Source organism: Curtobacterium flaccumfaciens, from assembly GCF_018598405.1.
Classification (GTDB): domain Bacteria; phylum Actinomycetota; class Actinomycetes; order Actinomycetales; family Microbacteriaceae; genus Curtobacterium; species Curtobacterium aurantiacum.
The window spans coordinates 12,230-38,470 of sequence record NZ_JAHEWS010000031.1 but is presented as its reverse complement, the minus strand read 5'-3'; the positions used below and the strand labels follow the sequence as shown (position 1 = coordinate 38,470).

The 26,241-nt window shown below is 71.0% G+C and carries 21 protein-coding genes; 18 read left to right on the top strand and 3 right to left on the bottom strand.

Translation table 11 applies throughout. The features are described from left to right. Positions 1 to 43: 43 nt before the first annotated feature. The gene (gene uxaC / locus KK097_RS16020) at positions 44 to 1,483 is read right to left on the bottom strand and encodes a glucuronate isomerase (protein ID WP_214545416.1); all 1,440 of its coding nucleotides are present in this window, start codon (positions 1,481 to 1,483) and stop codon (positions 44 to 46) included. Positions 1,484 to 1,517: 34 nt separating this feature from the next. Then, positions 1,518 to 2,669, bottom strand: a complete 1,152-nt coding sequence (locus tag KK097_RS16015; RefSeq protein WP_439647660.1) for a LacI family DNA-binding transcriptional regulator — start codon at positions 2,667 to 2,669, stop codon at positions 1,518 to 1,520. Between the two features lie 120 nt (positions 2,670 to 2,789). On the opposite strand from KK097_RS16015, the gene KK097_RS16010 reads away from it, so the two are divergent. The 12 genes from KK097_RS16010 to mfd all read left to right on the top strand — a co-directional run bounded on the left by KK097_RS16010 (position 2,790) and on the right by mfd (position 17,986). Beyond that, positions 2,790 to 4,145 carry an ABC transporter substrate-binding protein gene (locus KK097_RS16010; RefSeq protein ID WP_214545415.1) on the top strand — a complete coding sequence of 452 codons (1,356 nt, stop codon included), beginning with the start codon at positions 2,790 to 2,792 and terminating at the stop codon, positions 4,143 to 4,145. Beyond that, entirely contained in the window at positions 4,145 to 5,167 is a 1,023-nt protein-coding gene (locus KK097_RS16005) for a carbohydrate ABC transporter permease (RefSeq protein WP_214545414.1), read from the top strand. The genes KK097_RS16010 and KK097_RS16005 overlap by 1 nt, the downstream gene beginning before the upstream one ends. Beyond that, entirely contained in the window at positions 5,164 to 6,120 is a 957-nt protein-coding gene (locus KK097_RS16000; RefSeq protein ID WP_214528944.1) for a carbohydrate ABC transporter permease, read from the top strand. The genes KK097_RS16005 and KK097_RS16000 overlap by 4 nt, the downstream gene beginning before the upstream one ends. Before the next feature lie 73 nt (positions 6,121 to 6,193). Next, the gene (locus tag KK097_RS15995) at positions 6,194 to 7,033 is read left to right on the top strand and encodes a sugar phosphate isomerase/epimerase family protein (protein WP_214545413.1); all 840 of its coding nucleotides are present in this window, start codon (positions 6,194 to 6,196) and stop codon (positions 7,031 to 7,033) included. Next, a complete protein-coding gene (locus tag KK097_RS15990; RefSeq protein ID WP_214545412.1) occupies positions 7,030 to 8,298 on the top strand; it encodes a Gfo/Idh/MocA family oxidoreductase in 1,269 nt (422 codons plus the stop codon). Before KK097_RS15995 ends, KK097_RS15990 begins: the two co-directional genes overlap by 4 nt. After that, the gene (locus tag KK097_RS15985; RefSeq protein ID WP_214545411.1) at positions 8,295 to 9,182 is read left to right on the top strand and encodes a sugar phosphate isomerase/epimerase family protein; all 888 of its coding nucleotides are present in this window, start codon (positions 8,295 to 8,297) and stop codon (positions 9,180 to 9,182) included. The genes KK097_RS15990 and KK097_RS15985 overlap by 4 nt, the downstream gene beginning before the upstream one ends. Beyond that, positions 9,179 to 10,462, top strand: a complete 1,284-nt coding sequence (locus KK097_RS15980) for a mannitol dehydrogenase family protein (RefSeq protein WP_214545410.1) — start codon at positions 9,179 to 9,181, stop codon at positions 10,460 to 10,462. Before KK097_RS15985 ends, KK097_RS15980 begins: the two co-directional genes overlap by 4 nt. Beyond that, the gene (gene manD / locus KK097_RS15975; protein WP_250892834.1) at positions 10,459 to 11,811 is read left to right on the top strand and encodes a D-mannonate dehydratase ManD; all 1,353 of its coding nucleotides are present in this window, start codon (positions 10,459 to 10,461) and stop codon (positions 11,809 to 11,811) included. The genes KK097_RS15980 and manD overlap by 4 nt, the downstream gene beginning before the upstream one ends. A 104-nt stretch (positions 11,812 to 11,915) precedes the next feature. Beyond that, positions 11,916 to 12,836, top strand: coding sequence for a hypothetical protein (locus tag KK097_RS15970; protein WP_214528949.1), 921 nt, complete (start codon positions 11,916 to 11,918; stop codon positions 12,834 to 12,836). Between the two features lie 218 nt (positions 12,837 to 13,054). After that, positions 13,055 to 13,678, top strand: a complete 624-nt coding sequence (locus KK097_RS15965) for a 50S ribosomal protein L25/general stress protein Ctc (protein WP_214528950.1) — start codon at positions 13,055 to 13,057, stop codon at positions 13,676 to 13,678. 45 nt (positions 13,679 to 13,723) lie between these two features. Next, a complete protein-coding gene (gene pth / locus KK097_RS15960) occupies positions 13,724 to 14,308 on the top strand; it encodes an aminoacyl-tRNA hydrolase (RefSeq protein ID WP_214545409.1) in 585 nt (194 codons plus the stop codon). Positions 14,309 to 14,377: 69 nt separating this feature from the next. Continuing rightward, positions 14,378 to 17,986: a transcription-repair coupling factor gene (gene mfd / locus KK097_RS15955; RefSeq protein ID WP_214545408.1), complete on the top strand. Its 3,609-nt coding sequence runs from the start codon at positions 14,378 to 14,380 to the stop codon at positions 17,984 to 17,986. A gap of 173 nt (positions 17,987 to 18,159) precedes the next feature. On the opposite strand, the gene nhaA is transcribed toward mfd, so the two are convergent. Continuing rightward, complete coding sequence (nhaA, locus tag KK097_RS15950) at positions 18,160 to 19,338, bottom strand: Na+/H+ antiporter NhaA (RefSeq protein WP_214528953.1); 1,179 nt, start codon at positions 19,336 to 19,338, stop codon at positions 18,160 to 18,162. Between the two features lie 90 nt (positions 19,339 to 19,428). Here nhaA and KK097_RS15945 point away from each other — a divergent pair, with 90 nt between their 5' ends. The 6 genes from KK097_RS15945 (at position 19,429) to KK097_RS15920 (ending at position 26,216) form a co-directional block, all read left to right on the top strand. After that, a complete protein-coding gene (locus KK097_RS15945; protein WP_214545407.1) occupies positions 19,429 to 20,127 on the top strand; it encodes a MazG family protein in 699 nt (232 codons plus the stop codon). Positions 20,128 to 20,397: 270 nt separating this feature from the next. Continuing rightward, positions 20,398 to 21,642 (top strand): histidine--tRNA ligase, encoded by a 1,245-nt coding sequence (hisS, locus tag KK097_RS15940; RefSeq protein ID WP_214528955.1) that lies wholly within the window; start codon positions 20,398 to 20,400, stop codon positions 21,640 to 21,642. A gap of 123 nt (positions 21,643 to 21,765) precedes the next feature. Beyond that, positions 21,766 to 23,049 (top strand): phosphopyruvate hydratase, encoded by a 1,284-nt coding sequence (gene eno, locus KK097_RS15935; protein WP_214545406.1) that lies wholly within the window; start codon positions 21,766 to 21,768, stop codon positions 23,047 to 23,049. Between the two features lie 467 nt (positions 23,050 to 23,516). After that, positions 23,517 to 24,050, top strand: a complete 534-nt coding sequence (locus KK097_RS15930) for an FtsB family cell division protein (protein ID WP_214545405.1) — start codon at positions 23,517 to 23,519, stop codon at positions 24,048 to 24,050. A 101-nt stretch (positions 24,051 to 24,151) separates the two neighbouring features. Beyond that, positions 24,152 to 24,700, top strand: a complete 549-nt coding sequence (locus KK097_RS15925) for a DUF501 domain-containing protein (RefSeq protein ID WP_071406119.1) — start codon at positions 24,152 to 24,154, stop codon at positions 24,698 to 24,700. Between the two features lie 40 nt (positions 24,701 to 24,740). Further along, a complete protein-coding gene (locus tag KK097_RS15920; RefSeq protein ID WP_214545404.1) occupies positions 24,741 to 26,216 on the top strand; it encodes an NAD(P)/FAD-dependent oxidoreductase in 1,476 nt (491 codons plus the stop codon). Positions 26,217 to 26,241: the final 25 nt, after the last annotated feature.

The window sequence follows — 26,241 nt, the reverse complement described above, 5'->3', positions numbered from 1 at the left end:
GCCTCGGCCCGGCCCGGCCCAGCCCCGGCCCCGGCCCCGGCCCTCAGAGCTTGAACGTCGCCCGCGGGATGTCGGACACGATGCGCCGGGCGGTGTGCACGGCGTCCTCCTCCGAGATCTGGTGGGTGACCACGAGCGACGCCAGGTACGCGGCGTCTGCCCGACGTGCCATGTCGTGCCGTGCCGGGATCGAGCAGTAGGCGCGGGTGTCGTCGATGAACCCGGAGGTCTTCGTGAACGACGCCGAGTCGGTGACGGCGGAGCGGTACCGCCCGATCGCTGCCGGGGTGTCGATGAACCACCACGGTGCCCCGGCGTACACGGCGGGGTAGAAGCCCGCGAGCGGCCCGATCTCCCGCGAGAAGACGGTCTCGTCCACGGTGAAGAGCACGAGGTGGAAGCCGGGTGCGGTGCCGAAGGCCTCGAGCAGCGGCCGGAGCGGCTCGGTGAACGACCCGACGGCCGGCAGGTCGTGCCCGGTGTCCGGCCCGAAGCGCTCGAGCGTCGGGGTGTGGTGGTTCCGGATCACGCCAGGGTGCAGCTGCATGACGAGGCCGTCCTCGACGCTCATCTCCGCCCAGCGGTAGAGCATGTCGTGCCGGTACGCCGTCGCCTCGGACTCGGTGACCGACGAGGGGTCTCGGAGCGCCGCCGCGTGGATGCGTTCCCGCTCGCCCGCCGACAGGGGAGCGGACCCGGCGTCGAGCACCCCGGTGTCGGTGGCGGTCGCGCCGTGCTCGATGAAGTACCGGCGACGTGCTCGGAGCGCGGCCAACAGGCCTGCGTGGGTGCCCGTGTCGATGCCCGACGCCTCCGCGATCGACGCGACCACGGGCCTCCAGTCCGACCGCGTCGGGTCGAACACGGCGTCGGCGCGGAAGGTGGGGAGCACCCGACCGGTGAAGCCGGGGTCCGCCGCGAGCTGCGCGTGCGCAGCGAGGTCGTCCGCCGGGCCGTCGGTGGTGGCGAGGACCTCGATGCCGAAGGAGTCGAACAGGGCGCGCGGACGGAAGGCGGGGGACGCCAGCAGGTCGGCGATGTGGTCGTACTGTGCGTCCGCGTTCCCGGCGGACGGTGCCTGGTCGAGCCCGAACACGTCGTGCAGCTCCGTCTCGAACCAGTACCGCACGGGGGTTCCGAGGAAGTCGTCCCAGTGCTCCGCCAGCTGCCGCCAGATGGTGCGGCCTGGAGGCTCGTGGTGCGTTCCGGACAGGTCGGCGCGTCCCAGCGCCTCCAGTCCCACCCCGTTCGCGTGCAGCAGGCGGAGCACGTAGTGGTCGGGCGTGATGAGCAGCGCTGCCGGGTCCGGGAACGGCTGGTCCGCCGCGATGAGCGCTGCGTCGACGTGCCCGTGCGGCGAGATGATCGGGGCGTCCTTGACCGCGTCGTACACGGTCCGTGCCACGGCTCGCGCTCCGGGGTCGGCCGGGAACAGACGGTCGGGGTGCGGCGCGAGCCGCGTGGTGGTGCTGGTCTGGGTCATCATCGACTCCTTCGGTGGGACGGCGATCGCAGGATCAGGCGGTGTCGGAGCGGGGCGCCGGACCGGTCGACTCCCGTACGGTCAGGTGGGTGGGCAGGGCGACGGCGCCGGACATGTGCTCGCCGGGCAGCTCGTCGGCGGGGAGCGCGCCGAGTCGTCCGAGCAGCATCCGGATCGCGACCCGGCCGGCCCGCTCGATGGGCGACGTCATCGTGGTGAGCGGTGGGTTGCAGAAGTCGGCGCCGAAGATGTCGTCACAGCCGACGATGCTCATCTCCTCGGGCACGCGGACCCCGCGCTCCCGCAGCCGGGCGAGCATGCCGATGGCGATCAGGTCGTTGAAGGCGATGCAGGCGGTGGCGCCTGCGTGCACGGCGGCGTCGGCGGCGGCGGCCCCGGAGTCGACGAAGGGCGCGTGCGGCCCGACGCGGCCGACCCGGATGCCCAGGCGTTTGGCGACCTGCACGAGCGCCCGCCACCGCCGCTCGTTCGACCACGAGCTGTCCGGCCCGGCGACGTAGAGGATCTCCCGGTGGCCCAGTGACACCAGGTGCTGGACCGCCTGCTCCACCCCGCCGGGGGTGTCGATGAGCACCGAGGGCACGCCGGCCGGCCGGCGGTTCACCACGACGAGGGGGACCCGCTCGGCGAACCGCGCGATCTGCGCGTCGGACAGGCGCGACGCCGTCAGCACGACGCCGTCGGCCTTCGCCCCGACGGCGCTCAGCGCGGCCATCTCGGCGTCGGCGGACTCCTCGGTGTCGACGAGCAGTTGCGTCCACCCGGCCCCGGCGAGCTGGTGCTGCGTGCCGCGGATGACGTCGAAGTAGAAGGGGTTCGTGATGTCGGACACGAGCACGGCGACGGCGCGGGTGCGGCCGGACGTCAATGCCCGCGCCTGCGAGTTGGCGACGTAGCCGAGTTCGCGTGCTGCCCGCTGGATGCGCTCCTGCGTGACGGGGTTCACCCGGTCGGGCAGGGACAGGGCGCGGGAGACGGTGGACGCGGCGACCCCGGTCGCGTCGGCGATGTCGCGGATGGTGACGCGACGAGCGGCACCAGCGGCACCAGCGGCGGCGGCACCGGCGCGCGTGACAGCACCCGCGGCGGCACCGGCGCGCGTGCTGGCGCCAGCGGCGGCACCGGCGCGCGTGCCGCGTCCGTCGTCCGTCGTCCGTCCGCTCACGAGGCCGAACGTATTCGCGTCTGGCAACAAGTGGCAACCGGTTGCCACCTGTTGCCAACGGCGGAACAGTGGTGCCACCGAGCAGCGCCGCTCGGAGGAGGTCTCGAGGAGGAAACCCCCGTGAAGACGAGAAGACTGCCAGCCCGCACCCTCGTCGGTGCCGTCGCCGTGGTCGCCCTCGCCGCACTGTCCCTGCAGGGATGTGCCGTGGTGAACGGCAGCGGCGACGACCCGAACACCCTCCGCGTGATGATGGGCGCGGACACCACCTACCCCAAGGAACGCAAGCAGTGGCAGCGGGACACCGCCGCCGAGTTCAAGCGCACGACCGGCGCGGACATCCAGTGGGAGACGTACTCGTCCGCGCAGGAGGAGTTGACCGCGATCCAGACGAGCGTCATCTCCGGCCAGGGGCCCGACGTGTACGCGATCGGCACCACCTTCACCCCGACCGCCTACGCCACCGGCGCCTTCGTCGAGATGGGGGCGAAGGAGTGGAAGGCCATCGGCGGCAAGGACCAGTTCGACCCCGCGTCGTTCGGCATCTCGGGCCCGAGCCCGTCGAAGCAGATCGGGATCCCCTTCGCCAGCCGCCCGTTCGTGATGGCAGTGAACAAGGACCTGCTCGCGAAGGCCGGCATCACCGACATGCCCACGACGTGGGACGAGCTGACCGCCGACGCGAAGGCCACCACCGGTGACGGCCGCCACGGGATGGCGATCGCCTACGCCGACGGCTTCGACCCCTGGAAGTTCGTGTGGGGGATGTCGCAGAACGCCGGCAACACGATCGTCGACGGCTCGGAGGCCGAGATCGACAGCGAGGCCGTCGCGAACGCCTACCGCACCTACTTCGACTGGGTCACGAAGGACGGTGTCGTCGACCCGGCCGCGATCGGCTGGAACAACGCCCAGGCTCTCGCACAGTTCACCGAGGGCAAGGCGGCGTTCTTCCCGATGACCACCACCACCGCGATCAACTCGTTCGAGGGCACGAAGGTCGACGGGAAGTACGAGTTCGCCCTGCTGCCCACCGTCCCGCCCGGTGCCACGGAACGGCCGGCGGACGGCATCGAGGCCGCGAGCATCCTGTCCGGCGACAACTGGGTCGTCGCGGACTACGGGACCAAGCAGGAGCTGTCGTTCGCGTTCGTCAAGCAGCTCAGCGCTCCGAAGGCGCAGCTCGAGTACTACGACCTGTTCGGCAACCTGCCGACGAACGCGTCCGCCGCTGCCGACCTCGCGGCCGACAACCCGCAACTCAAGCCCATCATCGACGCCGGCCGGCTCTCGAAGCCGACCGCGTTCACCGGTGCATGGTCCGACATCCAGCTCGCCCTGGTCGACGTCGTCGTGCAGTCGATCCCGTCGCTGAAGTCCGGCGAGGTCTCCGACGACCAGCTGCGAGCACGCCTCGAAGCAGCACAACGCGACGCCCAAGCCACCCTCGACCGTCAGAAGAACGGAGGTCTGTGATGACCAGCACGCAGACCAGGCCCCGCACCGATGCGGCGCCGCCGCGGCCGGTGCGTCCGGCCGGCAAGACGCCCCTCTGCAAACGCGAACGCCCGCTCTGGATGCTCCTGCCCGGCGGGGTCCTCATGCTCGCCGTCATCGTGGTGCCGCTCCTGGTGGGCTTCTGGATCGCGATGCTCGACCTCGACCAGTACACGCTCCGCCAGTGGTTCAGCGCCCCGTTCGTCGGGTTCGCCAACTTCACCGAGGCGTTCACGAACTCGCCGCTGCTGCACTCCATCTGGATCTCGGTGTCGCTGTCGGTGCTCGTCACCGCGGTGACCGTGCCGATCGGGGTCGCCGCCGCGATCTCGACGCAGAACCGGTTCCCCGGCCGCGGACTCGTCCGTTCGATCTACCTGATCCCGTACGTGCTCCCCGCGTTCGTCGTCGGGACGTTCTTCCGCACGATGCTGCAGCCGCAGGGCGTCGTGAACTCGATCCTGCACACCGACGTGCTGTGGCTGAACGGCTCGGCGTCGTACTGGGCGCTCGCCGGCGTGATGATCTGGACGAGCTGGCCCTTCGTCTACCTGCTGTCCCTGGCCGGACTGCAGGCCGTGGACAACGAGGTGCACGAGGCCGCCGCGCTCGACGGGGTGACCTGGTGGGCGAAGCTGCGGTACATCATCTTCCCGTACCTGCGCGGACCCCTCAGCCTCGCGGTGATCATCTCGATCCTGCACAACATCAACAACTTCACGCTGCCGTTCGTGCTGTTCGGCATCCCGCTGCCGTCCAGCGTCGAGGTGATGCCCGTCCTGACGTACATCGCGAGCTTCCAGTCGTTCCGCTTCGGCCTGTCCGCGGCGATGGCGATCTGCTCGCTCGTGATCGTCGCGATCCCGCTGTTCGTCTACCTGCGGGCGGTCAAGCTCGACACCGGTGACGACGCGGGCCCCAACCGGAAGCAACGTCGCGCCGACCGCGCCACGCTCGCCGCCGCCCCGACCGCAGCCGACCTCGACGGAGCCCGCGCATGAGCGCCCCGAGCACGTCCTTCAGCACCCGCACCCGCCCCACCGCGACGCTCACCGAGAGCATCACGACCGGCGGCGGGCGACGGAGCAAGCGTCCCTACGACACCGACGTCACCCGGCTGCTGCCGCGCTGGCTGCTCGTCACGGTCATCGCGGTGATCATCGCCTTCATCGCCGTCCCGGTGCTCTACATCCTGTTCGGATCGGTCAACTCGGACGTCGCGGTCGCCCGTGGCGAGTACTTCCCGTCCGAGTTCACCCTGTCGAACTACGTCGAGATCTGGTCGACCGTCGCCCTCGGCGAGGGGCTGGTGAACTCGATGCTCACCGCCGGAGCCGTCGCCGTCGCGAGTGCCGCGCTCGCCGTCTCCACGGCGTACGTGCTGGTGCGGTTCCGGTTCCTCGGGCGGCTGACGATCCTGCGTGGGCTCCTCGCCCTGCAGTCGATCCCGGGCACGCTGCTGCTCCTGCCCGTCTTCGTGGTGTTCTCGAACATCGCCAGTGCGACCGGGGTGCAGATCATCGGCACCCGCTGGGGCCTGTTCGTCACCTACCTGACCTTCGCCCTGCCGTTCTCGACGTGGGTGATGGTCACGTACCTGCGCGGCCTGCCGAAGGAACTCGAAGAAGCGGCGCGCATCGACGGCGCCAGTTCGACGAAGATCCTGACGAAGATCGTCCTGCCGCTGTCGTGGCCGGGCATCGTCGTGTCCGCGATCTTCGCGTTCCTGCTCGGCTGGAACGACGTCCTGTTCTCCACGATCATGACGACCCCGAACACCCGGACCGTCGCCGTGGTGCTGCAGGTGCTCGGCACCACGCAAGAGGGCGGCGCCGTCCCGATCTACGGCCAGATGATGGCCGCCTCGATCGTCTGCGCGGTCCCCGTCGTCGCCCTGTACCTGATCTTCCAGCGCTACCTGGTCGGCGGGCTCACCGCCGGCTCCGTCAAGTAGGCCGCAACCCAGAACCAGACGGGAGGCCCGTGGCGGCCCCGCCACGCGCCTCCCGTCCGAACGAAAGGACACCATGACCGACCAGCCCAGTTGGGAACTCTCCGGTTTCGGCGACGAGATCGACGCCGACCCGGTCGTCCAGGTCGCGGTCCTCCAGGCGCTCGGCGCGAGCGCCATCGAGGTCCGCAGCGCCTGGGGCGTCAACGTCGTCGACCTCGACGAGGACCAGCTCGCCGGACTCCACCGGCTGCTCGAGGAGCGCGGGCAGACCGTGTCCGCGATCGCCTCGCCGATCGGCAAGGTGCCCGTCGACGAACCCGTCGAACACGAGGTGTCACGGCTCGCCCGTGCGATCCGTGCCGCGCACGCCCTCGGCACCACGAACATCCGGATCTTCTCGTTCTACTTCGAGGGCCGCACGCCCGACGACGTCCGCGACGACGTCCTCGTCCGGATGCGGGCGCTGGCCGACCTCGCCGAGCGCGAAGGGGTGACCCTGCTGCACGAGAACGAGAAGGACATCTACGGCGACGTCCCCACGCGGGTGCTCGACATCGTCGAGAGCGTCGGTTCGTCCGCGCTCCGCCTGGCCTGGGACAACGCGAACTACGTCCAGTGCGGCGTCCGGCCCTTCACCGACGGGTGGGCGCCGCTCGCGCCCTACGTCGACTACCTGCAGGTCAAGGACGCCCTCGCCGCCGACTCGTCGGTGGTGCCGGCGGGCGAGGGCGACGGCGAACTGCTCCAGACCCTCACCGCACTCCGCGACGCCGGCTACTCCGGGTACGCCTCGCTCGAGCCGCACCTCAGCGACGTCACCTCCCTCGGCGGGTTCTCCGGCCCCGCGGCCTTCGGTCGCGCCGGCCGGGCCTTCCGCACCCTCACCGACCAGATCGGAGTCACCCTGCGATGACCGAACCCACCAACCCGCTCCGCCTGGCCGTCGTCGGCGCCGGCGTCATCGGACGCCACCACGCCACCGTCGCGGTGCACCACCCCGACCTGCAGGTCGTCGCCCTCGTCGACGCCGTGCCCGAAGCCGCCACGGGCGCGGCGGACGCGATCGAGGCGATGGGCGTCGACCGTCCGATCACGACGTCCACCATCGAGGAAGCGATCGAACAGACCGACATCGACGTCGTCGCCATCTGCTCGCCCTCGGGCATGCACGTGCAGCTGGCCGAGGCCGCCCTGGCCGCCGGCAAGCACGTCGTCATCGAGAAGCCGCTCGACACCACGATGCCCCGGGCCCGGCAGATCGCAGCGCTCGCCGCAGCCGCTCGCGACCGCGGGCTCGTCACGAGCGTCATCAGCCAGCACCGCTTCGACCCGGCGTCGGCAGCCGTCGCCCGGGCCGCGCACGACGGCGGGTTCGGCACCGTGACCTCGGGGCTCGCGAGCGTCGCCTGGTACCGGTCGCAGGGGTACTACGACTCCGGTGACTGGCGCGGCACCTGGGCGCTCGACGGCGGCGGCGCGGTGATGAACCAGGGCGTGCACACCGTCGACCTGCTCGTCTGGGCGCTCGGCCGTCCCGTCGAGATCTCGGCGCAGACCGGCCTGCTCGCCCACGACCGCATCGAGGTCGAGGACACCGCGGTCGCCACCGTCCGGTTCGCCGACGGGGCGCTCGGCGTCGTCCACTGCACGACCGCCGCGTACCCGGGGCTCTCCGCCCGGTACGCCGTGTACGGCACGCACGGGTCCGCCATCGTCGACGACGACCGGCTCGCGTACTTCCACATCGCCCCGGACACCGCGACGCTCGAGTCCGCCGCGACCACGTCGAACGCCAGCGCCGTCGCCGGAGCGGTTGACCAGAAGGACCAGGTCGTCCCGCCCGAGCACGTCGTCGGCGGCCCAGCTGAACCCGACCACTTCGCCGCGGGGCACGCTCGGCAGTACACCGACATCGTCGACGCGATCCGGCAGGGGCGCGACCCGGGCGTCACCGTCGACGCGGCCCTGGTGTCACTCGCCACCGTCCGCGGGCTCTACGTCAGCGCGACGCTCGGTCAGCCCGTGCGCATCGACGACGTGATCGACGGGAAGTACGACGACGTGGTGCCGGTCGTCGGCGGGCCTGATCGAGGGCAAGGCAGCGCCGACCCAGCCGACGTGGTGCCGGTCGTCGGCACACCCGCAACCGCCACCGCGACCGAAGGAGCAGCCCGATGAAGTTCTCCGTGTTCACTGCCTCCACCCCCGACTGGACCCCGTCCGAGGCCGCCGAGACCCTGGCGGCGCAGGGCTGGGACGGCATCGAGTGGCGCATCGTCGACGACCGCCTGGCGTCCGGCGAGAGCGTCCCGGCTGCTCGCTCGTTCTGGGCGGGCAACAACTCGACGTGGCAGTACACCGGCATCCGTGACCGGGTCGGCGAGATCGCCCGGGTCACCGACGCCGCCGGGCTCGAGTACTCGGGCATCGGCGGCTACCAGCCGGCGGCCGACCACGACGGCGTCGAGACGATGCTGCGCGTGACGAGCGAACTCGGTGCCCGCCAGGTCCGTGTCACGATGCCCCACTACCGAGCCGAGCGGGAGCGCACCGGCGAGACCTACCCCGAGCTCTTCGACCGCACCCGCGCCGACCTCGAGTGGGCGGCGGACCGCGCGGCCGAACTCGGCGTCAAGGTGCTGGTCGAGCTGCACCACATGACGATCACGCCGTCGGCCTCCGCGGCACTGCGACTGATCGACGGTCTCGACCCCGCACACGTCGGCGTCATCCACGACCTCGGCAACCTCGTGATCGAGGGGTACGAGGACCACCTCGCCGCGTTCGAACTGCTCGGGCCGTACCTGGCACACGCCCACGTGAAGAACGCCCACTGGGTCGACACCGGCGACACCCGTGCCGACGGCAGCTCGATCTGGCAGCACGAGTGGGCACCCCTGCGCACCGGCCAGGCGTCGGTCTCCGAGTACCTCGACGCGCTCCGCCAGGTCGGGTACGACGGGTGGGTCACCATCGAGGACTTCTCCACCGACCTGCCGCTCGAAGCCCGCACCGCCGACAACCTCGCGTACCTGCGCTCCCTCGTCCCGGTGACCGCATGACCGATCGGCGTCCGGGCATCGTGCACCTCGGGGTGGGGGCCTTCGCGCGCGCCCACCTCGCCTGGTACACCGCCCACACCACGGGGGAGCCGTGGGGCATTACCGCCTTCACGGGCCGCTCGCCCGCGGCCGCGGACGCGTTGACCGCGCAGGACTGCCGGTACACGCTCGTCACCCGAGCCGCGTCCGGCGACGGAGCCGAGGTGGTCGACACGATCGTGGCCGCCCACTCCGGCAGCGACGACACGACCTGGAGGCGCCTGGTGGCGTCGCCCGCGACGACCATCGTGACGCTGACGGTCACCGAGCAGGGCTACCGGCCCGGTTCCGACGTGCCGGCGCGGCTGGTCGCGGGGCTCGACGCCCGCCGTGCCGCCGGGTCCGGACGCATCGCGCTGGTCAGTCTCGACAACCTGACGCACAACGGGGCGGTCCTGCGCGACGCCGTGCTCGACGCCGTCACCGACGACGCCCTGCACGACTGGATCGAGGCGAACGTCACGTTCCCGAGCTCGATGGTGGACCGGATCACCCCGGCCACCACCGACGACGACGTCGCGCGCCTGTCGGAACTGCCGGGTGCGCTCGCCGGAGACCGGGTACCGGTCGTCACCGAGCCGTTCGCGGAGTGGGTGCTCGAGGACGCCTTCGACGGGATCGACCGACCCGCGTGGGAGACCGCCGGGGTGCGCATCGTCGAGGACGTCACCCCGTACGAGCAGCGGAAGCTCTGGCTGCTCAACGGCTCGCACTCGCTCCTCGCCTCCCTTGGGTTGCAGCTCGGGCACGACACCGTGGCCGAGGCTTTGGACGACCCGGTCTGCCGCACCGCGGTCGAGCAGCTCTGGGACGAAGCCGCGCTCGAGCTACCGCTGCCCGACGCCGAGGTCGCGGAGGCCCGCGCTGCCCTGGTCGAGCGGTTCGCCAACCCGCGCATCCGGCACACCCTGCGGCAGATCGCGTCCGGCGGTTCGCAGAAGCTGCCCGTCCGCGTCGTTGACGTCGTGCGGCACCGGCTCGCCCGCGACCCCTCGGCCGGCATCGGCACCGGAGCGGCCACCGCCCTCGCCTCGTGGTGGTTGCACGTCACCGGGCAGCCCGACCTGGTGGACGACCCCGGTGCCCCCGGGCCAGACTCGGACGTGCACGACGTCCTGGCCGTCATCGCCCCCGAACTCGACACGACCCCCGTGGTCGCCGCCGTGACGGCGGCGGCCGACCGCATCCGCACCGCCGCGGCACGCGCCCGCGAACGCTCCAACGGAGGAGTCCACGCATGACCGACACGAACACCACGAACCCCGCGGCCCCGGTCCCCGGTGCCACCGACAGCGGGCCGGCCGAGACCACCGCCGGCCGTCCGGACACCTGGGCCTCGGCGGACCGCGGGCAGCTGATCGAGCGGGCCGAGGTCATCGTGACCAGCCCGAACCGGAACTTCGTGACGCTCAAGCTCACCACGGCCGACGGCGTCACCGGGCTCGGCGACGCCACCCTGAACGGCCGTGAGCTCGCGGTCTCCGCGTACCTGTCCGAGCACGTCGTCCCGCTGCTCGTCGGCCGTGACGCCAGCCGCATCGAGGACGCCTGGCAGTTCCTGTACCGGTCGTCGTACTGGCGCCGGGGTCCGGTCACGATGGCCGCGATCGCCGCCGTCGACATGGCCCTCTGGGACATCAAGGCCAAGGTCGCCGGGATGCCGCTCTACCAGCTGCTCGGCGGGGCATCGCGCACCGGGCTCATGGCGTACGGCCACGCCTCGGGCAAGGAGCTGCCCGAGCTCTTCGACTCCATCCGCGAACACCAGGAGGAGGGCTACCGCTCCATCCGGGTGCAGACCGGTGTGCCCGGCCTCGAGTCCATCTACGGCATCGCGTCGAACACGACCACCGAGGGCAACGCCGGCGTCCGCTACGACTTCGAGCCCGCCCAGCGCGGTGCGAACCCGGCGATGGAGGACTGGGACACCCGCGCCTACCTGCGCCACGTGCCCACCGTGTTCGAGGCGGTCCGCAACGAGTTCGGCCCCGAACTGCCCCTGCTGCACGACGGCCACCACCGGATGACCCCGCTGCAGGCCGCCAAGCTCGGCAAGTCGCTCGAGCCGTACGACCTGTTCTGGCTCGAGGACTGCACGCCCGCCGAGAACCAGGAGGCCCTGAAGCTCGTCCGGCAGCACACCACGACGCCGCTGGCGATCGGCGAGGTCTTCAACACCATCTGGGACTTCAAGGACATCATCCGCGACCAGCTCATCGACTACGTCCGCGGTGCCGTCACGCACATGGGCGGCGTCACCCCGCTCAAGAAGACGATGGAGTACGCGGCGCTCTACCAGGTCAAGTCTGGGTTCCACGGGCCGACCGACATCTCCCCGGTGGGCCTCGCCGCGCAGATGCACCTCGGGCTCGCGATCCACAACTTCGGCATCCAGGAGTACATGCAGCACGGACCGCAGACGAACCAGGTGTTCCACCAGACCTTCACGTTCACCGACGGGTACCTGCACCCGGGTGACGAGCCGGGCCTCGGGGTCAGCCTGGACGTCGACGAAGCCGGCAAGTACCCCTACGAGCAGGCCTACCTGCCGTTCAACCGCCTGGCCGACGGCACCGTCCACGACTGGTAGCCCCCTTCGCAAAACACCGGTGTTCGTCGGTTGAACCGCTGCATCCCGCGGCTCGGAGCGCGAACACCGGTGTTTTGCGGGAAGCGACGGGGCAAGCTGGGGGCATGGAGTTCGCGGACGTCGCCAGGGAGCTGCTGCTCGTCGCGCCGCAGGACTTCGTCGCCGAGCGCACCGCACGGCAGCGGGCCGTGCGCAAGGACGACCGTGCGCTCGCGACGGCGATCGGGAAGCTCCGGAAGCCCGCCCCGGCCGCCTGGGTGATCGACCTGCTCGCCCACGACGGCGCGCTCGACGACGCCGTCGACCTCGGACCGGCGCTCCGCAAGGCCCAGGCCGACGCCGACCCCGACGCGATCCGCACGCTCCGACGGCAGCGCACCGAGGTCGTCGACGCCCTCGCCCAGGCCGGTGCGGACCTGGCCTCCGACGCCGGGCACCCCGTCACCCCGGCTGTGCTCGAGCAGGTCCGGTCGACGATCGAGGCGGCGATGGCGGACCCGCACGCCGGCGCGGCAGTCCGGTCGGGGCTGCTCGTGACGGCGCTCGAGAGCGTCGGGTTCGACGCGGTGGACCTCGACGGGGCCCTCGCGGATCCGGATGCGGTCCCTGATGCCTGGTCCGGCAGCGATGCCCCACCCATCCCCATCTCCCAGGCGAGGGGCGCGCGCAAGGCGAGTCGTGCCTCCAGGCCCGCGCAGCGCCACGACGCGGCGACGCAACCCGACCCCGAACCCGAACCCGAACCCGAACGGAAGCGCGACCCGGCGGCCGACCGGAAGGCCGCACGCCAGGCCGAGACCGCAGCGCGCACGGAGTCCCGCGACGCCGATGCAGCACTCGACACCGCCGAGGCAGACCTCGAACAGGCGGAGGAGCGCCGGGCCGAACTCCAGCGGGAGCTCGAGCGCGCCGATGCGGAGATCGCCCGGCTCGAGACAGCCCGCGACGAGGCCGAGGCCGCCAGCGACCACGCCCGCGAGGTGCTGGCCGCGGCGCAGCGGCACCGGCGCGAGCTCGGACGCTGAGCGCAGCCGGTCCGAAGCGTCGCGACACGCCCGGACGCTCCTGCTAGACTCAGTCCCTGACTTCGGCGAGGGCTGCGTACGCGCGGCCGTGATCGACGCGGTGGGATACCCGGCAAGACCCTGGGATCGTTCCTCACGCGTGCACGCGTTCGAGTTGCAACACCACAGACCCCCACGATGCCGGCACCCCGGCGTCGTCCCCGACACCAGGAGGCACCATGGCCGACTACACCAAGCTCGCAGCGGAAGTCCGCACCAAGTTCGGCAAGGGCGCTGCTCGCAAGCTCCGCGCGGCCGACAAGATCCCCGCGGTCGTCTACGGCCACGGCACCGAGCCGAAGCACATCTCGCTGCCCGGTCACGAGACCATGCTGCTCGTCCGTACCGCCAACGCGGTCGTCGACCTCGACATCGAGGGTGCCGCACAGCTCGCCCTCGTCAAGGACGTCCAGCGTGACCCGGTGCGCCAGATCATCGAGCACATCGACCTCGTGGTCCTCCGCCGCGGCGAGAAGGTCACGGTCGACGTGCCCGTCGTCATCGAGGGCGAGTCCTTCTCCGGCACCATCCACGTGCAGGACCTGAACACGATCTCGCTGCTCGTGCTCGCCACCGACATCCCGGAGCACGTCTCCGTGAACGTCGAGGGCCTCGAGGACGGCGTGCAGATCCACGCCTCGCAGCTCGAGCTCCCCGAGGGCGCCGAGCTCGAGACCGACGCCGAGGCGCTGGTCGTCGCGATCGTCACCCCGCGTGGCACCGCTGACGACGACGCCGCCGACGAGGCCTCGGCCGAGGCCGGCGCCGAGTCGGGTGCCGAGGGCGCCGCGGACTCCGAGTAACAACCGTTCGCAGGACATCTGGTCGACGCTGATGGCGGAGTGCTGATGACGGGCAACACGCTCGTCGTGGTCGGGCTCGGGAACCCCGGGCCCGGCTACGCCGGCAACCGCCACAACGTCGGCCAGATGGTCCTCGACGAACTCGTCTCCCGCATGGGGGCGACGTTCAAGAAGCACAAGACGCCGAACCAGGTCGCCGAGGGGCGTCTGGTCCCCGGCGGCACGCGACTCGTGCTGGCGAAGCCCGGGTCGTTCATGAACACCTCGGGCGGGCCGGTCTCCTCGGTGCTCGGGTTCTACAGCGCCACCCCGGCCGACCTCGTCGTCGTGCACGACGAGCTCGACCTGCCGTTCGACACCGTCCGCCTCAAGGGCAGTGGGGGGCACGGCGGGCACAACGGCCTGCGCGACATCATCAAAGCCACCGGCACGAACGAGTTCATGCGCGTGCGGGTCGGCATCGGTCGTCCCCCCGGTCGGCAGGACCCGGCCGACTACGTGCTGCGCGACTTCTCCGCGGCCGAGAAGAAGACCCTGCCGATCCTGCTGGCCGACGCCGCGGACGCGGTCGAGGCGATCGCCGAGGTCGGGCTGCTCGCCGCGCAGCAGCGCGTGCACGCTCCGTCCTGAGCGCCTGGCGCTGTTCGCCCGTCGCGCACGCCGCGGTCGGTGTCGGTGGCGGCCGGTACCATCTCCTGAGTGACGATCTCGGGCATCATCCCTGCGCTCTCGCGCGCCTCCGCCTTCGATCGCGTGCTGCGCGCCGCACCGCGCGACGCCGACTTCTCCGTCGTGGACGGCCTGCGCGTGCCGCTGCTCGGTGCACTGCTCGCCGAGCGAAACGGTCCGCAGTGCGTCCTCGTCATCACGGCGACCGGGCGTGAAGCCGAGGCCGTCCGTGAAGCGTTCGGCAGTTACGTCCCCGACGCCGACGTGCTCGAGTTCCCCGCGTGGGAGACCCTGCCGCACGAGCGCCTCAGCCCGAGTGCCCAGACCGTCGGCACGCGCATCGCGACGCTCCGGAAGCTCGCTGCGTGGCAGGCGGCGGACCCGGCCGAGCGTCGCCAGACCATCGTCGTCGCGAGCGTCCGCGCCGCGCTGCAGCCGATCGCGAGCAACCTGACGTCCCTGGCGCCCGTGGTGCTGCGGACCGACTCGCGGGGCAACGACCTGGCGGCGATCGCGTCCCAGCTGGTGGACCTCGCCTACTCGCGCGTCGACCTCGTCACCCGCCGTGGTGAGTTCGCGGTGCGCGGTGGCATCCTCGACGTCTTCCCGCCGACGGCCGACCACCCGGCACGCGTCGACTTCTTCGGCGACGAGATCGAGGCGATCAAGGCGTTCTCGGTCGCCGACCAGCGCACCACCGAGGACGACCTCGGCTCGGTCGAGCTCACCGCCTCGCGCGAACTCCTGCTGAGCGACGACGTCCGGCAGCGGGCGCGCGAGATGCTGCACGAGTTCCCGAACCTGTCCCAGATGCTCGCGAAGATCGCCGAGGGCATCCCGGTCGAGGGCATGGAGTCCCTCGCCCCCGCGCTCGTGCAGGACCTCGTGCCGATGACCTCCTACCTGCCGGACGACGCCACCATCGCGGTGTTCTCGCCCGAGCGGGTGAACGGCCGCGCGAACAGCCTCGCCGAGACGAACACCGAGTTCCTGCAGGCGGCCTGGAGCGCAGCGGTCGCCGGTGCCCAGGCCCCGATCGACCTCGACGCGGGCAACTTCCTGACCGTGCAGCAGCTCAAGAACGCCCGCGGCCAGCGCACCTGGTGGACGGTGTCGCCGTTCGATTCCGGTCTCGACGAGGGAGACACCGAGCGCGTCCTCACCGATGCCGAGGCGGCTGCCGAGGCCGGCGAGTACATCCGCGTCCGCGCCGAGGCCGTCCCGAGCTTCGCGGGCAGCGCCGACGGCGCGATCGCGCACGTCAAGTCGCTGACCGACGACGGTTGGGCCGTCGTGGTGACCGCGCAGGGCCAGGGCCTCGTCGAGCGTGCGGTGCAGGTCCTCGCCGACGCCGGTGTCGCCGCCCGCGCCGATGCCGTGACCGCGCCGCCCGAGCCCGGTGTCGCCGTCGTGACGACCGCGACCGTCGAGCACGGCTTCGCGATCCCCGACCCGCGCATCGCGGTCCTGAGCGAGGCCGAGTTCTACGGCCGCAGCGTCCAGCAGGGCGCCCGCACCGTCAAGAAGCTCGCGAGCCGCCGCAAGAACGTCGTCGACCCGCTGCAGCTCAAGCCGGGCGACGTCGTCGTGCACACGACCCACGGCATCGGCAAGTTCGTCGAGCTCGTCAGCCGCGAGGTCTCCAGCGGCGGCCGCAACGCCGTGAAGACGCAGCGCGAGTACCTCGTGCTCGAGTACGCGCCGTCGAAGCGCAACTACCCGGGCGACAAGCTCTTCGTGCCGACCGATCAGCTCGACCAGCTGTCACGCTACGTCGGTGGCGAATCCCCGACCCTGTCGAAGATGGGCGGCTCGGACTGGTCCGCCGCCAAGTCGAAGGCCCGCAAGGCCGTCCGCGACATCGCCGTCGACCTGGTCAAGCTGTACTCGGCGCGCATGGCATCGAAGGGCCACGCGTTCGGCCCGGATACCCCGTGGCAGCGCGAGCTGGAAGAGGCGTTCCCGTTCGCCGAGACCGCCGACCAGCTCACCACGATCGACGAGATCAAGCGCGACATGGAGCGGCCGATCCCGATGGACCGCCTGCTCTCCGGCGACGTCGGCTACGGCAAGACCGAGGTTGCGATCCGCGCCGCGTTCAAGGCCGTGCAGGACGGCAAGCAGGTCGTCATGCTCGTCCCCACGACCCTGCTCGTCCGCCAGCACATGGAGACCTTCCAGGAGCGTTTCGCCGGGTTCCCCGTGCACCTGCGCGCCCTGAGCCGGTTCCAGACCGAGAAGGAGTCGAAGGAGACCATCGCCGGGCTCGCCGACGGCACGGTCGACATCGTCATCGCGACCCACCGGATCCTGTCGCAGGGCATCACCTTCAAGGACGTCGGGCTCGTCATCATCGACGAAGAGCAACGGTTCGGCGTCGAGCACAAGGACCAGCTCAAGAAGTTCAAGACCAACGTGGACGTCCTGGCGATGTCGGCGACCCCGATCCCGCGCTCGCTCGAGATGGCGGTCACGGGCATCCGCGAGATGTCGACCCTCGCCACCCCGCCGGAGGACCGCCATCCGATCCTGACCTTCGTCGGGCCACAGTCCAACCTGCAGGTGGCGGCGGCCATCCGCCGCGAGCTCCTGCGGGAGGGCCAGGTGTTCTACGTGCACAACCGCGTGAAGGACATCCAGTCGGTGGCCGCGCACCTGGCCGAGATCGTGCCGGACGCCCGCATCGCCGTGGCGCACGGGCAGATGTCGGAGACCGCCCTCGAGCAGGTCATGGTCGACTTCTGGGAGCGCCGGTTCGACGTCCTGGTGTCGACGACGATCATCGAGACGGGCCTCGACATCGCGAACGCGAACACGCTCATCATCGACAAGGCGGACAAGTACGGCCTGTCGCAGCTGCACCAGTTGCGCGGTCGTGTCGGTCGCGGGCGGGAGCGCGGGTACGCGTACTTCCTCTACGACTCCGACAAGCCGCTGTCCGAGACCGCGCAGGACCGCCTGGAGACCATCGCCGCGAACAACGAGCTCGGCGCGGGAATGCAGGTCGCCATGAAGGACCTCGAGATCCGCGGGGCGGGCAACCTGCTCGGTGGCGAGCAGTCCGGCCACATCGCGGGCGTCGGGTTCGACCTGTACCTCCGCATGATCGGCGAGGCGGTGTCGCAGTTCCGCGGTGACGTCGCCGAGGGGCAGACGGAGCTCCGGCTCGAGATCCCCGTCGACGCGCACATCCCCGAGGACTACGTCGAGTCCGAGCGACTCCGGCTCGAGGCGTACCAGAAGCTGTCGGCGGCCTCGGCCCCGACGGCGCAGCCGAACGCGATCGACATGGTGCTCGACGAGCTCACCGACCGCTACGGGCAGCCGCCGCAGGCCGTGCAGACCCTGGTCGAGGTCTCCCGCCTCCGTCGCATGGCGCAGCAGGTCGGCCTGTCCGACGTCGTGGTGATGGGCTCGAACCTGCGGGTCGCCGGCAAGGAGCTCGCCGACTCGTCCCAGGTGCGCCTCAAGCGCATGTTCCCGGGCGCGCGCTGGTTCCCGCAGCAGAACGCGACGAGCATCCCGATCCCGCGCCCGCACGACCAGGCCCTGCCGGACGACGCCCTCATCCAGTGGGTGGAGAGCATCCTGACCGCCGTGTACGGGGCGACGACCCCGGCGGAGGCGCCGGCCGCGTAGACGCGAGCGCTGACGGACTGGAGGCACGGTGCGGGCCCGCACCGTGCCTCCAGTCCGTCCGTGGCCGCGTCCACGGCGCGATGGGCCTCGCGTTCGCTGATGCGGAGCGACAGAGTCGACGTCGTACGACGTCGACTCTGTCGCTCCGCGTCGGCTGGGCCGCAGGCGAGCCCCTACTCGGTGTCCTCGGCCTCGGACAGCTCGCGGCGCGCACGGTACGCCCGCGCCCGCAGGGTGACGACGACCGCCGACGCGACGATGGCGATGCCCGAACCGACGAGCACGGCGAGGACGCCCTCGTCGAGGATCTCTTCGTTGCGGGCGAACGCCAGCTCGTTCATGAGGAGCGAGACCGTGAAGCCGATCCCGCCGAGCACACCGACGGTGATGATCGAGAAGAACGACAGCGACGAGCGGCCGGGCGAGCGGAAGATCCGCGTCGCGATCGTGCCGAACAGCGTGATGCCGATCACCTTGCCGACCGGCAGGGCGATGACGACCGCCCAGAACGTGGGGGAGAGCTCGCTGATGCCGACCGCGGGGATGATGACCGCGGCCGAGGCGAACGCGAACACCGGCAGCACGATCGCGTTCGACCACGGCTCGACGTTCTCGTGCAGGGTGTGGCCCGGACGGCGGGGGAGCACGAGCCCGAGGGCAACGCCGGCGATCGTGGCGTGCACGCCGGAGTGGTAGACGAGCCACCAGGTCAGGAGCCCGACCACGACCATCGCCACGATGATCAGCGTCTGGCCGCTGCGCCCCGGACGGAGCATCCGGCCGAGCAGCCAGAACACCGCGAGGGTGACGACAGCGCCCGCGAGGGCCGTGAAGTCGGTGTCGTGGGCGAACACCACGGCGATGATGATGATCGCGATGAGGTCGTCGAGCACGGCCAGCGCGAGCAGGAACACCCGGATGCCGCTCGGCAGCCCGCGACCGAACATGGCGAGCACCCCGAGCGCGAACGCGATGTCCGTCGCCGTCGGGATCGGCCAGCCGTGCGTGTACTGCGTGCCCGCGGTGACCAGCAGGAAGATGCCGGCGGGGACGAGTACGCCTCCGACCGCCGCGATGGCGGGGATGATCGCGGTCTTGGGGTTCGACAGCTCGCCGTCGACGAGTTCCTGCTTCAGCTCGATCGCGACGAGCAGGAAGAAGACCGCGAGCAGACCGTCGCTGATCCAGTGGGCGATCGACAGGTCGAGGCCGAGCGCACCGAGCGGCAGGTGCGCGTCGAGCAGCCGTTCGAGGCCGGGGCCGACCGGGGAGTTCGCCACCACCAGGCCGAGCACGGCGGCGGTGAGGAGCGCGATGGCGCTGAAGCGGGGGGAGCGGACGAGGGACGACATGGATCTCCGTCTCGAGGGGTCGGGTGAGTGTCCGTCGACCAGACTTCCCGACACACCACGGGCAGTCTACCGGGGTGGCACGATGACCAGATGACCGCCGTACCGGACCTCGTGACCGTCGTCGACCGCCTGCTCGCCGAGGACGGCGGGTGCGTCTGGAACCGGGCGCAGACCCACGCCTCGCTCGCGCGCTACGCCGTGGAGGAGTCGTACGAACTGGTCGACGCCATCGACGACGGTGACCCGGACGACCTCCGCGAGGAACTCGGCGACCTGCTCTACCAGGTGGTCCTGCACGCGGGGATCGCCGCCCGCGCGGGGGACTTCACCCTCGAGGACGTCGCAGCCGGAGTACGGGACAAGATGACCAGGCGGCACCCGCACGTGTTCGGCGACGAGGCGGCGGACACCGTCGAGGACGTCGTGCGGGTCTGGCGCGCGGCCAAGGCGGCCGAGAAGGCGAGCCGGCGGAGCGCGTTCGACGGGGTGCCCCGGGCGATGCCGCCGCTGGAGCGGGCGGTCAAGCTGCTGGAGCGCCTGGAGGAACGTGGGGATGCCGACGTGGTCGTCGCGTCCGTCGTCGGCGCCGGTTCCGGCGGCGGCGGTCGGGAGGCCCGTGGTGCGTCGTCCGCGCCGGCTGCGGACGACGGGGTGGGTGCGGTGGATCCGGTGTGGGGGCGAGCGGTGCTCGGGGAGGTCGCCGCTGCGGCACGACGCGGGGTGGACCCGGTCGCGAGTCTGCGGGCCGCGGTGTCGGCGCTCGAGGAAGCCGGTCGAGCTGCGGAGTGAAGTCGAGCGCTCGTCGTCGTTCGGGCAGGGGAGAACGGGCGCCCTCCCAACCCGAAAAAGAGAGGGCGCCCGTGAGCGGGCGTCGGCTCCACCAGGGAGAGGGGCCGACAGGGAAGCCCGCTCGAACCGCGGGACGCACTGCAGCACGTCGCCCCGCGAATCGGTCCGGAGCGTGGATCAGGCACGTTCCGGGCCGAGGTTCTGCATGCAGTATGCCAGTGGGTCGGCATGCGCGCAAGCCGGAGACGCCCGTCTGCCAGAATTGACCGCATGGCAACGACCGTGACGGCACCCCGTGGCATGCGTGACTTCCTCCCGGCGGACAAGGCCCGGCGCGAGCACGTGCTCGGTGTCGTGCGGGACGTCTACTCGCGGCACGGGTTCGACGAGATCGAGACCCCCGTGGTGGAGGACGCTGCGCGGCTGCACTCCGGGCTCGGCGGTGACAACGAGAAGCTGGCGTTCGCGGTGATGAAGCGCGGGCTCACCACCGAGGACCTGCAGGCTGCCCAGGCGCCGCTGGACCTCGCGGACCTCGGTCTCCGGTTCGACCTGACCGTGCCGCTCGCCCGCTTCTACGCCTCGCACCGCGCCGAGCTGCCGTCCGTGTTCCGCTCCGTGCAGATCGCCCCGGTCTGGCGTGCCGAGCGCCCGCAGAAGGGCCGCTACCGCCAGTTCGTCCAGTGCGACATCGACATCCTGGGCGAGCCTGGGCAACTCGCGGAGATCGAGCTCATCCGAGCGACGACCGCGGCCCTCGACGCCCTCGGGGTCAGCGGCACGACGATCCGGATCAACGACCGCCGGATCCTGCTGGCGCTCCTCGCGTCCTGGGGCATCACCGAAGCAGCCGCCGCCGACCGCGCGCTCATCACGATCGACAAGCTCGACAAGATCGGCGCGGACGGTGTCGCCGCAGAACTCCGCAGCTCCGTGGGCGCCGACCTGCCCGGGCTCGAGGACACCATCCGCGCGCTCGAGGCCGCCGACTGGACCTCGGTCGAGGGTGCGGCGTGGCTCGACGCCGAGGCCTTCGCCGACCTGCTCCGACTCCGTTCGGCGCTGCCGGGTGTCGACCTGCGCTTCGACCCGACGCTCGTGCGCGGGATGGGCTACTACACGGGCACGATCTTCGAGGTCGCGCACCCCGACTTCGGCTACAGCCTCGGTGGTGGCGGCCGCTACGACGGGATGATCGGCCGGTTCCTCGGGCAGGACGTCCCGGCGGTCGGGTTCTCGCTCGGGTTCGAGCGGCTCGTCGACCTCGTGACCCTCCCGGAGTCCGCGGAGGCCGACGCCGTCGTGCTCGTGTACGACAAGGACACCGACCCGGTCCGGCTCGCCGCGCTGAAGACCGAGGCGCTGGCGTCCCACCGACGCGTCCGGCTCGAGCGCCGCACGAAGAACACGAAGAACCTGCTCGCCGGCCTCGCCGCCCAGGGGTTCACGGCGTTCGCGACCGTCTCGGCGGACACCGCGTCGCTCGAGGGTGTCGAGTTCCGCCCGCTCGACTGAGCACCCAGTCCCCGATCCAGCGCGGACTCGTCCACAGCCCGGCGTCACGGCCGACGTCGTGTTCACCTCCGCTCGCTAGGATCGACACCGCAATCACCACAACCAATGTGTAGGGAGTACCCCGTGGCCCTGATCGATGCCGTAGGCGCACGCGAAGTCCTCGATTCCCGAGGCAACCCGACGGTCGAGGTCGAGGTCCTCCTCGACGACGGCGTCGTGTCCCGCGCGCTCGTCCCGTCCGGTGCATCCACCGGCGCCTTCGAGGCGTACGAACTCCGCGACGGCGACGCCTCGCGCTACGGCGGCAAGGGCGTGCTCAAGGCCGTCGACGCCGTCCTCGACGAGATCGGCCCGGCGCTCGAGGGCTTCGACGCCACCGACCAGCGTCTCGTCGACGCCGCGCTCATCGAGCTCGACGGCACCGAGAACAAGTCCCGCCTCGGCGCGAACGCGATCCTCGGTGCCTCGCTCGCCGTCGCCCGTGCCGCAGCCGACTCGGTCGACCTGCCGCTGTTCCGCTACCTCGGCGGCCCGAACGCGCACACGCTGCCGGTCCCGCTGATGAACGTCGTCAACGGCGGTGCCCACGCGGACACCAACGTCGACATCCAGGAGTTCTTCCTGGTGCCCTACGGCGCCGAGTCCTTCTCCGAGGCACTCCGCTGGGGCGTCGAGACCTACCACGCCCTCAAGGGCGAGCTGAAGAAGCAGGGTCTGGCGACCGGCCTCGGCGACGAGGGCGGCTTCGCGCCGGAGCTCGCGTCGAACCGTGCTGCGCTCGACTTCCTGCTGACCGCGATCGAGAAGGCGGGCTACACGCCCGGCAAGGACATCGCCGTCGGCCTCGACGTCGCAGCCACGGAGTTCTTCTCGGACGGCAAGTACCAGTTCGAGGGCAAGCAGCTCTCCGGTGCAGAGTTCACCGCGTACTTCGCTGAGCTCGCCGCGAACTACCCCCTCGTCACCATCGAGGACCCGCTGGCCGAGGACGACTGGGAAGGCTGGTCGCACCTGACCGCCGAGCTCGGCGACAAGGTCCAGATCGTCGGCGACGACCTGTTCGTCACGAACCCGAAGCGTCTGCAGCGGGGCATCGACGAGAAGGCCGCGAACTCGATCCTCGTCAAGGTCAACCAGATCGGCACGCTCACCGAGACGCTCGACGCGGTCTCGCTCGCGCACCGTCACGGCCTGACCTCGATCCTGTCGCACCGCTCCGGCGAGACCGAGGACACCACGATCGCGGACATCGCGGTCGCGGTCGACGGTGGCCAGATCAAGACCGGTGCCCCGGCCCGCTCGGACCGCGTCGCGAAGTACAACCAGCTGCTCCGCATCGAGGAAGAGCTCGGCGACGCCGCGGTGTACGCCGGTCGCTCGGCCTTCCCGCGCGCCGCGTCGCTGTAACCAGCCGGGCCAGCAGTACCCGCACGCCCGAGACGCCGTCCTCCTCCGGGAGGGCGGCGTCTCGTCGTGTGCGCGGCCCCGAGGTGCCGAGCGGTCAGGACGTGCCGCTCGCGCGGCGTCGAGTGGTCACGAGTCGTCGGCTGGCCCGGGCCTGGCCGACAGGACGTGCCCACCGGACGTGCGCCGGGCGGTTTGTGGTGACCACTCCAGGTGCGGGACGGACGGGCGGACGGAGACCGTGCCTCCCGGCTGCCTCGACCGGACCCGGACCCGCCCGCCGTCTGCGGGACGCCGTCGTGTCAGCCTGACGCCGCGATGTCCGTGAGACGCCGCCGAATGCGGAGGCGTCTCGACGAGACGACGGCGTCTTCTGGCGGGCAGAACCGTCGAACGCGAGACACTGGGAGGGCGCCGAACGGCCGCGTGCCGGGCGGCCCGGTGGGGCGGCGTCGGGTTATCGTCGGAGCGTGCCCAGCCAGAAGCCCCGCGTCCGCCGCATCCCCGTGGCGATGCCCGACGGCAGCGCACCCGCACAGCCCTGGTACCGCTCGATCCACTTCTCCGGGTTCAGCCTGCTCATGCTCGCGATCATCGTGCTGTTCGTGGTGGTGCTCGCGCCGTCGCTCCGCACCCTCATCCAGCAGCAGGAGCAGATCGCGCAGCAGCAGCACGAGGTGGCGAGCCAGAAGGCCGACGTCGCGCAGAAGAAGAAGGACGTCGCCCGCTGGGACGACCCGGCGTACATCGAGGCGCAGGCCCGTGACCGACTGCTCTACGTCTACCCGGGCGAGGAGAGCTACCTCGTGATGGGCGCCGAGGACAAGCAGGCCGAAAAGACCCCGACCACCGACTCCGGCACGCCCGTGAGCGCCAAGGTGCAGACGCCGAAGGTCGACTGGGTGCAGGCGATGCTCTCGTCGGTGCTGCAGTCCGGGCTGACCGACGAGCGCGCGGCCGACCTCGTCGCCCCCGACGTCTCGGGCACTGGCGAGAGCAAGTAGCGCGGGTAGCCGAGAGCAAGGAGCCCGGGGGACCGCAGGGGGCGGCGCCGTCCGGCCCGACGGTGCGAGGGGTTCCGCTTCTCCGGTAGGCTCACGTTCCCGTGACGACCCCTCCCTTCGACCCGCCCTCCGACCGCGACGTCCAGGTCGTGTCGGCGCAGCTCGGCCGACCGGCACGTGACGTCATCGGGATCGCGGCACGCTGCGTCTGTGGCAACCCCACCGTCGTCTCCACGAAGCCCCGGCTGTCGAACGGCACCCCGTTCCCGACGTTCTACTACCTGTGCCACCCCGCGGCCACCGCTGCGGTCAGCACCCTCGAGGCCAACCAGGTCATGCCCGAGCTGGCAGCCCTGCTCGAGGACCCCGAAGTCGCCGCGCAGTACCGCGCGGCCCACGAGTCCTACCTGGCCGATCGCGAGTCGATCGAACACGTCGACGAGATTGACGGCATCAGCGCCGGTGGCATGCCCACCCGTGTGAAGTGCCTGCACGCCCTCGTCGGACACGCCCTCGCCGCCGGACCCGGCGTCAACCCCATCGGCGACCTCGCGCTCGAGCGCGCGGACTGGTCGCCCTCCCGGTGTGAGTGCCGGGCGTATGATGACGGTGCAGACGCTGGAGTCGGGGCGGGTGGCGGCGAAGTCTGACTCGACTCCCGCACACCCCCATCCAAGGAGATCATCCCCCGTGCCCAAGATCCTCGTCGTCGGCGGCGGTTACGCCGGTTTCTACACCGCATGGAAGCTCGAGAAGCACCTTCGCCAGGGCGAAGCCGAGGTCGTCATGGTGGACCCGCTGCCGTACATGACGTACCAGCCGTTCCTGCCCGAGGTCGCCGCTGGTTCGATCGAACCGCGTCACGCGGTCGTCGCGCACCGTCGTCACCTCAAGAAGACCCGCGTCGTCACGGCCAAGGTCACCAAGGTCGACCACGCCACCAAGACGGCGACGATCACCCCCACCGAGGGCGAGGCGTGGGAGGAGTCCTACGACCAGATCGTCATGACGGCCGGCGCGGTGTCCCGAACGTTCCCGATCCCGGGCGTCGCGGACGAGGCCATCGGCCTGAAGACCATCGAGGAAGCCGCGTCGATCCGTGACCGCATCCTCAGCAACTTCCACAAGGCGGCGAACCTGCCGGCCGGTCCCGAGCGCGACCGCCTGCTCACCGTCGTCGTCGTCGGTGGTGGCTTCGCCGGCATCGAGGTGTTCGCCGAGCTCCGCTCCTTCGTCACCGACCTGCTGAAGAGCCACCCGCAGCTGTCCTTCGACGACACGCACTTCCACCTGGTCGAGGCGATGGGCCGCATCATGCCCGAGGTCTCGCTCGAGACCTCGCACTGGGTGCTCAAGAACCTCGCCGAGCGCGGTGCGACCGTGCACCTCGAGACCCAGCTGGCCTCGGCCGTCGGCGGTGTCTGCGAGCTCAAGACGAGCGACGGCGCCATCGAGACCATCCCGTCCGACCTCATCATCTGGACCGCCGGTGTCATGGCGAACCCGATGGTCAAGGGCACCGACTTCCCGCTCGAGCAGCGTGGCCGCATCCGCGTGCAGCCCGACCTGCGCGTGGTGGACGACAACGGCGTGATCGCCGACGCATGGGCCTGCGGCGACGTCGCAGCCGTGCCGGACCTGACCGGCGGCGGTGTCGGAGGGTTCTGCGTGCCGAACGCCCAGCACGCCGTGCGCCAGGCCAAGCAGCTCGCGAAGAACGTCGTCGCGACCATCCGTGGCGAGGCGACGACCGACTACAAGCACGAGAACCTCGGCGCCGTCGCGGGCCTCGGCCTGGGCACCGGCGTGTTCCAGTCCGGCAAGTTCGCCATGAAGGGCTTCCTGGCCTGGGGCGCCCACCGCGGTTACCACGGCCTGGCCATGCCGTCGTGGGAGCGCAAGTGGCGCGTCATCGGCGACTGGGTCGGTGGCTTCTTCCTGGGCCGCGACATCGTGTCGCTCGACGACCGCGAGACCCCTCGTGCCGCGTTCGAGGCGTTCGCGTCGCGTCCGAAGCCCGCTGCCGAGGCCCCGGCCGCGCCCGCCGCTGCCCAGGCTCCGGAAGAGGGCAAGGTCGCCGGTGCCGCCGGCCCCGTGTACGGCGAGCCCGCGAAGGACGTCTCCAACGCCGCGGAGCCGGTGACGGCCCCGGCCGACGCCAAGTAGCACCACGCGTTCGTCACGAAGGCGG

What these genes read in the sequence shown, in the direction of transcription:
- uxaC (WP_214545416.1), bottom strand. Translation starts at nt 1,483, where the DNA reads ATGACCCAGACCAGCACCACCACGCGGCTCGCGCCGCACCCCGACCGT.
- KK097_RS16005 (WP_214545414.1), top strand. Translation starts at nt 4,145, where the DNA reads ATGACCAGCACGCAGACCAGGCCCCGCACCGATGCGGCGCCGCCGCGG.
- KK097_RS16000 (WP_214528944.1), top strand. Translation starts at nt 5,164, where the DNA reads ATGAGCGCCCCGAGCACGTCCTTCAGCACCCGCACCCGCCCCACCGCG.
- KK097_RS15995 (WP_214545413.1), top strand. Translation starts at nt 6,194, where the DNA reads ATGACCGACCAGCCCAGTTGGGAACTCTCCGGTTTCGGCGACGAGATC.
- KK097_RS15990 (WP_214545412.1), top strand. Translation starts at nt 7,030, where the DNA reads ATGACCGAACCCACCAACCCGCTCCGCCTGGCCGTCGTCGGCGCCGGC.
- KK097_RS15985 (WP_214545411.1), top strand. Translation starts at nt 8,295, where the DNA reads ATGAAGTTCTCCGTGTTCACTGCCTCCACCCCCGACTGGACCCCGTCC.
- KK097_RS15980 (WP_214545410.1), top strand. Translation starts at nt 9,179, where the DNA reads ATGACCGATCGGCGTCCGGGCATCGTGCACCTCGGGGTGGGGGCCTTC.
- manD (WP_250892834.1), top strand. Translation starts at nt 10,459, where the DNA reads ATGACCGACACGAACACCACGAACCCCGCGGCCCCGGTCCCCGGTGCC.
- KK097_RS15970 (WP_214528949.1), top strand. Translation starts at nt 11,916, where the DNA reads ATGGAGTTCGCGGACGTCGCCAGGGAGCTGCTGCTCGTCGCGCCGCAG.
- KK097_RS15965 (WP_214528950.1), top strand. Translation starts at nt 13,055, where the DNA reads ATGGCCGACTACACCAAGCTCGCAGCGGAAGTCCGCACCAAGTTCGGC.
- pth (WP_214545409.1), top strand. Translation starts at nt 13,724, where the DNA reads ATGACGGGCAACACGCTCGTCGTGGTCGGGCTCGGGAACCCCGGGCCC.
- nhaA (WP_214528953.1), bottom strand. Translation starts at nt 19,338, where the DNA reads ATGTCGTCCCTCGTCCGCTCCCCCCGCTTCAGCGCCATCGCGCTCCTC.
- KK097_RS15945 (WP_214545407.1), top strand. Translation starts at nt 19,429, where the DNA reads ATGACCGCCGTACCGGACCTCGTGACCGTCGTCGACCGCCTGCTCGCC.
- hisS (WP_214528955.1), top strand. Translation starts at nt 20,398, where the DNA reads ATGGCAACGACCGTGACGGCACCCCGTGGCATGCGTGACTTCCTCCCG.